At 72.7% G+C, this 6728-nt stretch carries 6 protein-coding genes; 1 reads left to right on the top strand and 5 read right to left on the bottom strand.

Translation table 11 applies throughout. The features are described 5' to 3' along the window. Nucleotides 1-9: 9 nt before the first annotated feature. The 3 genes from AB0G02_RS24940 to AB0G02_RS24930 form a co-directional block, all read right to left on the bottom strand. Nucleotides 10-1092, bottom strand: coding sequence for a Gfo/Idh/MocA family oxidoreductase (locus tag AB0G02_RS24940; RefSeq protein ID WP_360797938.1), 1083 nt, complete (start codon nucleotides 1090-1092; stop codon nucleotides 10-12). 53 nt (nucleotides 1093-1145) lie between these two features. Next, nucleotides 1146-2627: a sugar transferase gene (locus tag AB0G02_RS24935; RefSeq protein ID WP_360797936.1), complete on the bottom strand. Its 1482-nt coding sequence runs from the start codon at nucleotides 2625-2627 to the stop codon at nucleotides 1146-1148. A 671-nt stretch (nucleotides 2628-3298) separates the two neighbouring features. Beyond that, nucleotides 3299-3520 carry an RNA-binding S4 domain-containing protein gene (locus tag AB0G02_RS24930; RefSeq protein WP_360797934.1) on the bottom strand — a complete coding sequence of 74 codons (222 nt, stop codon included), beginning with the start codon at nucleotides 3518-3520 and terminating at the stop codon, nucleotides 3299-3301. Nucleotides 3521-3639: 119 nt separating this feature from the next. Between AB0G02_RS24930 and AB0G02_RS24925 the strand changes: the two genes are divergently transcribed. Further along, entirely contained in the window at nucleotides 3640-4407 is a 768-nt protein-coding gene (locus AB0G02_RS24925) for a DUF742 domain-containing protein (RefSeq protein WP_360797932.1), read from the top strand. A 13-nt stretch (nucleotides 4408-4420) separates the two neighbouring features. Here AB0G02_RS24925 and mug read toward each other — a convergent pair whose 3' ends face one another. Next, nucleotides 4421-4936, bottom strand: a complete 516-nt coding sequence (mug, locus tag AB0G02_RS24920) for a G/U mismatch-specific DNA glycosylase (protein ID WP_360797930.1) — start codon at nucleotides 4934-4936, stop codon at nucleotides 4421-4423. Beyond that, nucleotides 4933-6728: 5'-nucleotidase C-terminal domain-containing protein (locus AB0G02_RS24915; RefSeq protein WP_360797928.1), on the bottom strand; the 1796-nt coding region annotated here is incomplete at its 5' end. The genes mug and AB0G02_RS24915, both read right to left, overlap by 4 nt.

The following is a 6728-nucleotide window of genomic DNA, read 5'->3' as shown; positions in this document are numbered from 1 at the left end:
CCCGGCGGGTCAGGCGGTGGCGAGCTCGGCGGTGGCGAAGTCCTCGACCGGTGCCGGCCGCTCGACCCGCGCCACGGTGACGAACTCGCCGCCCGCGGCGAGGCTCGCGGAGGCGGCCTCCAGGGTGGCGAGCACGCGCAGGCCGGACCAGCCGTCGGTGAGCGGCGCGCGCTTCTCGGTGATCGAGGCGGCGAACTCCGCCATCATCCCGCGCAGCGCCTCCTTCTCCGGCAGCGCGGGCGCGACGGTGTCGCCGCGCCGGTAGGAGATGATCGCCTGGCGGCGGTCCTCGTCGTCCTCGATGCGGTCCGCGCCCCGGTCGTGCACCGACAGGCGCTGCACGGCGTTCACGTCGTCCCACACGACCGTGCGGCGGGAGCCGCCGACGATCATGGTGCGGATCTTGGTCGGGGACAGCCAGTTCACGTGCACGTGGGCCAGCACGCCGTCGGACAGCTCCAGCGTCAGGTGGCCGACGCACGCGCGGCCCGCGCCGATCGGGTCCGAGCCGTGCGCGGCGACCCGCGTGACGCGCACGTCGTCGGGCAGGATCGCGTCGAAGATCGACAGGTCGTGCGGCGCGAGGTCCCAGAACACGTCCACGTCCGGCTGGACCAGGCCGAGGTTGACCCGCACCGAGTCGAGGTACTGCACGGTGCCGACCTCGCCGCTGCGCACCAGGTGCCGCAGGTGCTGCACGGTCGGCGTGTAGACGAAGGTGTGGTCGAGCATGAGCGTGAGGCCCCGGTCCTCGGCCTCGCGGACCAGTTCGAGGCCGTCGGCGTAGTTCGCCGCCAGGGGCTTCTCCACCAGCACGTGCTTGCCCGCCCGCAACGCGGCCAGCGCCACCGGCAGGTGGGTGGCGGCCGGGGTGGCGATGGCGACCGCGTCGACCGCGGGATCCGCGAGCACGTCGTCCAGCGAGCCGGACACCCGGACGGTGGAGTAGTCACCCAGCACGCGCCGGGCCCGTTCCACGTCCAGGTCGCACAGGTAGCGCAACTTCAGCCCGGGGGTGGCCTGGGCGTTGCGCACCAGGTTCGGTCCCCAGTAGCCCGCACCGATGACGGCGATGCCGATCGGCTGGTCCATCTCGATCCTCTTTTCCTTGCCGTCCCCGCCGGGAGACGTGCGTCGGCCGGTCATCAGTAGGCGCCGTGGCCGCCGAAGACGGCGCGGAAGGTCTTCCACAAGATCAGCGCGTCGAGCGCGAGCGACCAGTCCTCCACGTACCGCAGGTCGAGCCGCACGGACTCCTCCCACGACAGGTCGCTGCGCCCGGACACCTGCCACAACCCGGTCAGGCCCGGCCTGACCAGCAGCCGCCGGCGCATGTCGGGCCCGTACTTCGCGCTCTCCTCGGGCAGCGGCGGCCGGGGGCCGACCAGCGACATGGCGCCGGCGAGGACGTTGAACAGCTGCGGCAGCTCGTCCACCGAGTAGCGCCGCAGGAACCGGCCGACGGCGGTGACGCGGGGGTCGCGGCGCATCTTGAACAGCACGCCCGCGCCCTCGTTGACCGCCTGGAGCTTGGCGCGCAGCGCGTCCGCGCCGGTGACCATGGTCCGGAACTTGAGGATGGTGAACGGCACGCCGTCCTTGCCGACCCGGCGCTGCTTGTAGAGCACCGGTCCCCTGGTGTCGACCATGATCGCCACCGCGACCGCCAGCAGCACCGGCGCCAGCACCGCGACCAGCAGCGCCGCGCCGACCTTGTCCACGGTCGCCTTGACCACCCGGCGGAAGCCGGTGAACGACGGTTCGCTGACGCGCAGCAGCGGCATCCCCAGCACACCGGTGACGTGCAGCCGGGGTCCGGCGAAGTCCATCAGGGCGGGCGCGACGACCATCTCGGTGCCGGTGCCCTCCAGGTCCCACGCGAGCTGCTGGAGCCGGCGCGGGGTCCAGTAGGCGTCGGCGGTGACCGCGACGATCCGGTAACCGCCCCGGCGGACCTGCTCGCCCAGGTCGGCGAACCGGCCGACGACCGGCACGCCCTCCAGGTCGACGCCGATGTCGGCGCGGCCGTCGACCGTGCACACGGCGTCGACGCGCCACCCCAGGTGAGGCGCGCGGCGCGTGCGGCCGATCAGGTCGGTGACCGTGTCGAGGTTGCCCGCCGCGAGCACCGGCAGCAGGCAGCGGCCCTCGCCGCGGGCGCGGTGCAGCGGGCGACGCAGCAGGTAGCGGACCGGGAAGGCGACCAGCGCGACGGCCGGTCCGACGACGAACACCCACAGCCGGGCGCCGGGCAGGCCGGCCGCGAGCGCGCCCAGGCCCAGCGCGACGACGGAACCGAACAGGCCCCGGCCCAGGCGGCGGAACTCCTCCGCGCCCTGGCCGAGCACCACGGGGTTCCACGCCCGGTTGAGGAACAGCGACCCGACGACCACCGCGACCGTGACCGCTTCGAGCCCGAACAGGGGCAGCGGCGCGAACGAGGCGTGGCGCGAGGACAGGACCAGACCCGCGAGCAGGACGACCACGACCGTGCACAGGACGTCGGCGGCGATCACGCCGTAGCGGTAGGCGGGTTCCCAGCTGCCCACCGTGGGGCTGGTCGTGCGGTGGGTGTCACCGACCCCCGCGACGGGTCTGCGTCGCGTGGGCTGGACCTGCTCGCTCATCGAGTACCCCCGGGTGGCCGGCTCGGACGTGCACGTTCGCAGGGCATCCCCGACGGACCCGCGTGGTGTGCGACAAATGTGCGGCGGCGATTTCTCGTCCCGCCAACCATCATTCGTCACGTCGGCGGCGTGCGTTACACACACAGTGAGCTTCCCCCGAACGGCCATTCCTGACGGGACACCCGGCGCACACCCAGACGGGTCGTGGAGTGACTTCGGGTCACCGTCGACGTGCCTCGCAAAGGCCGTTCACCCGCCGGGATGCGGTGCGTCCACAGTGGCCCGAGGACGGTCGCGCAGGCACGCGGGCACATCCATCGGATCTGGGACGGCTTCCGTTACACGCGGTATTCGACCGAAGTCGAAACTGACGTCGAATACATCCCCGGAAAGGACTTCGGGCACGGACCCGGACCGCAACACGGCGGGTCGGTGTCACCCTTTCACGGTCGGGCGGCAGCTATTCGGCGCAACGGCTCGGACACTTCGGGTGACCGGATCCGCTCATTCCACCCACGGTGAGCCGACCAAGGGTGACCGTTGCCACTTCTTCGGGCGACAAAGGCGCGCTGCGGCACACGCCGGGTGGATCGGTCCGGTGATGCCCGCGAACCGCGGGAGTACCGCCGGCAGGACGGCGGACGGTGTCGACGACCGCGCCCGGAAAGGAGCTAACGAGCGGTAACCAGTCGGGCCTTCTCGCCGTTCACCTCGATCACGTCGCCGTCGTGCAGCTGGGCGCCGCGCCGGGTCTCCAGCCGGCCGTTCACCGTCACCTCGTCGGATTCGACCAGCTCACGGGCGTGCGCGCCGTTCTCCGCCAAGCCCGCCAGCTTGAGGAACTGGCCCAACCTGATCATGTCGTCGGAGATCTCGACCTCGCGGATGCGCATCGTCCCATCATCCTCCAGCGCCCGGGGGACCGCGCATGTGCGGTGGTTAACGAGGATTGCACGGAGTCGAAACACGGGGGACATCATCCGAACGCGGTTCGGTCTACGGTTCCCGGAATGTGAGCACAGGCAGCTCTGACCCCGAGCCGACCGGCGGCGAGCGCAGACGCCGCCGGTCCCTGCGCGGGGAGGTCGGCACGACCGGCGCCCGCTTCGGCTCCCCCGCGGTGCGTCGCGGCCTCGACCAGGAGGCCGCGGAACACCCGGACCCACCCCGGCGGCGGAGGTCCCTGCGGGGCGAGGTGGGCGCGACGGGCGCCCGGTTCGGCTCGGCGGCCCTGCGCCGCACCCTGGAGGAACGACCCGACGCACGGCCGGAGGACCCGCTGGAGGACACCGCGCCGTTCGACGGGCCGTACGGCGGGAGCCTCCACGACACCGGTCCGCTGCCCGTGCCGGCGGCTCGCCAGGGCACCGGCCCGCTGCCGGTGGCGACGGGCCGCGAGCCGGAACCGCGGCCGGAACCCGAGCCCGAGGGGGAGGAGTTCTCCGGTCCCCTGGTCCGCCCCTACGCGTGGACCGGTGGCCGCACGGCGTCCCGCTACGACCTGAGGTTGGAGACGCTGGTCTCGCTGGAGGAGAACGGCATCGCGGTCGCCATGCGCGACACCACCGCCGAGCAGCGGTCGATCGTGGAGATGTGCGCCAACCCCCGCTCGGTCGCCGAGGTCTCCGCGCTGCTGGCCGTGCCGCTGGGCGTGGCGCGGGTGCTGCTGGGCGACCTGATCTCCATGGGCGTGGTCGCGGTGCACGACAACGCCGCCGCGCCGGAGGGCGCGGACCTGACGCTGCTGCAACGGGTGCTGGTGGGCCTCCGCAACCTGTGACGCGGCGGGGCGGCTAGGAGGCCCGCTCGACCTCCGAGCGCAGCCGACCGAAGACCTCGGCCAGGGCGGGCAGCTGGTAGTGGGCGTTCAGCCCGCTCGGGTTGGGCAGCACCCAGAGCTGCGACGGGCCGATCGCCTCCTCCTGCGGGCCGACCTTCGCGTCCTTGCGCCCGAACGCGGCCCGGTACGCCGTCACGCCCACCACCGCGACCACCTTCGGCCGGTAGCGCTCGGCCAGCCCGGTCAGCCTCTCCCCACCGGCCCGCAGCTCCTCGGGCGTCAGCTCGTCGGCCCGCGCGGTCGGGCGGGCGACCAGGTTCGTGATGCCCAGCCCGTGCCGCGGCAGCTCCTCCTGCTCGGAGGGCTTCATCAGGCGCGGGGTGAAGCCGGACAGGTGCAGGGCGGGCCAGAACCGGTTCCCCGGCCGCGCGAAGTGCTGCCCCTTGGCGGCCGACAGCAGGCCGGGGTTGATGCCGCAGAACAGCACGACCAACCCCGGCCCGACGATGTCCGGCAACGGCTGCGTCACCCGACCACCACCGGCGTGCCGTCGACGACCAACCGCCAGTCGGTGCGGTGGAACGCGGCCGGGTCGACCTCGCCGTGCTCCCGCACCCAGTCGATGATCAGCTGCCGGATCTCCAGCTGCTGGTTGTGCAGCACCGGCGCGGTGGCGATGTGCGGGAAGTTGCCGCCGCCGGACTGCCGGTAGTTGTTCACCGCCACCGCGAACGCCTGGTCCGGGGTCACCGCCGCGCCGTCGTAGGCCAGGCCGGTGATCCGCTGCCCGACCGGCTTGGCCAGGTCGATGTCGTAGGTCAGCGGCGCGTCGAGGCCACCGGCGACGTCGTAGAGGTAGTCCGGCGTGCCGCCCGCGTTGGTCAGCGCTTCCGGCTGGTGGGGTCCGGGTGTGCTCACCGCCTTGTAGTACCCCGCAGACCGCTCCAGGTAGTCCTTGAGCTGCGCGCCGGTGAGCCGCACGCCGAACAGGGTGTTGTCGTAGATGTAGAGCCCGGCCACGTCGCGCACCGACACGTCGCCCGCCGGGATCGCGGCGGCCTTGTTGAACGGCGAGGCCAGCGACAGCACGGGCAGCGGCTCGGTCAGGGTCGCCTTCAGCGCCTCGCCCTGCACCAGGTTGACGAAGTCGAGCGCGGCGGTGTCCTCGTAGCGGGCGGTGGCGGCGGACATCGCGGACTTCGACGTGCCGATCCTGGAGTTGACGTAGGCCACGACCCTGGCGTGGTCGTCGCGCAGCTTGCCGACGACGGCCGGGTCCTCGGGCACGGTGTTGGTGTTGAGCACCTGCGAGCGGGACGCCTCGGCCCGCCAGCCCCGGCCCGGCGCCCACGCGAGGTCGAACTCCACCAGGCTCAGCCGCTTGCCCCAGAAGAGCGGCTCGGTCAGCAGCACCTGCTTGCCGGTGGCCTTGTTGGTGACGAACCGCTGCGCGATCTCGGTGTGCGCGTGGCCGACCAGGATCGCGTCGATGCCCGGCACCTCCTCCGCGACCAGCGCGGAGCAGTTCTCCGGGAACGGCAGCAGGTCACCGAGGGAGAACGACAGGTCCGCGCCGGAGTGCGCGGCGACCACCACGAGGTCCGCGCCCGCCCGCCGCACCCGGGGCACCCACTCGCGGGCCTGCTCCAGCACGCCGGGGAACGTCATCCGGCCCTCGACGTTCGCCTTGTCCCAGATCGCGATGCCCGGGTTGGTCAGGCCGAGGATGCCGACCCGCAGCGGCGCCGCGCCCGTCCGCCACACCGTCTTGATCACGTACGGCCGGAACGCGGGCTTCCCGGTGGCCGAGTCGAGCGCGTTCGCGGCGAGCAGCGGGAAGTCGAGCTGCTTCTCGAAGGCGCGCAGCAGGGGGATGCCGTAGTTGAACTCGTGGTTGCCCAGCGCGGCGGCGTCGTAGCCGAGCTCGTTCATCGCGGCGGCCATCGGGTGCACGCGGCGGCGGCCGATGGGCTCGACCTTGGCGTAGTAGTACGCCAGCGGGGTGCCCTGGATGGTGTCGCCCGCGTCGATCAGCAGGGTGCGGTGCGCGCCGCGCTCCTCCCGGACGGCCTTGACCAGGGTGGAGAGCTTCGCCAGGCCCACGTCGTTGTGCGCGGAGTCGTCGAACTCGCGGTCCGCGTAGTAGTCCCAGTTGAAGACGTTGCCGTGCAGGTCCGTGGTGCCCATGACGGTCAGGGTGAACCGCCGCCCGCCGGCCCGGTCGTCCGGCGCGGCGTGGGCCGCCGTGCGAAAGCCGGCGGCGGCGAGCACGGCCGCGGCCCCGCCCGCGAGCAGGGCGCGGCGGTGCAAGGGGGATCCGG

Origin of the sequence: Actinosynnema sp. NPDC023658, from assembly GCF_040639995.1 — a bacterium.
Classification (GTDB): domain Bacteria; phylum Actinomycetota; class Actinomycetes; order Mycobacteriales; family Pseudonocardiaceae; genus Actinosynnema.
Note: the sequence above shows the minus strand (reverse complement) of the source record. Positions and strands in the feature narration are given on the sequence as shown.

Coding starts and splice junctions, on each gene's coding strand:
- AB0G02_RS24930 (WP_360797934.1), bottom strand. CDS start 3,520: ATGCGCATCCGCGAGGTCGAGATCTCCGACGACATGATCAGGTTGGGC.
- AB0G02_RS24940 (WP_360797938.1), bottom strand. CDS start 1,092: ATGGACCAGCCGATCGGCATCGCCGTCATCGGTGCGGGCTACTGGGGA.
- AB0G02_RS24935 (WP_360797936.1), bottom strand. CDS start 2,627: ATGAGCGAGCAGGTCCAGCCCACGCGACGCAGACCCGTCGCGGGGGTC.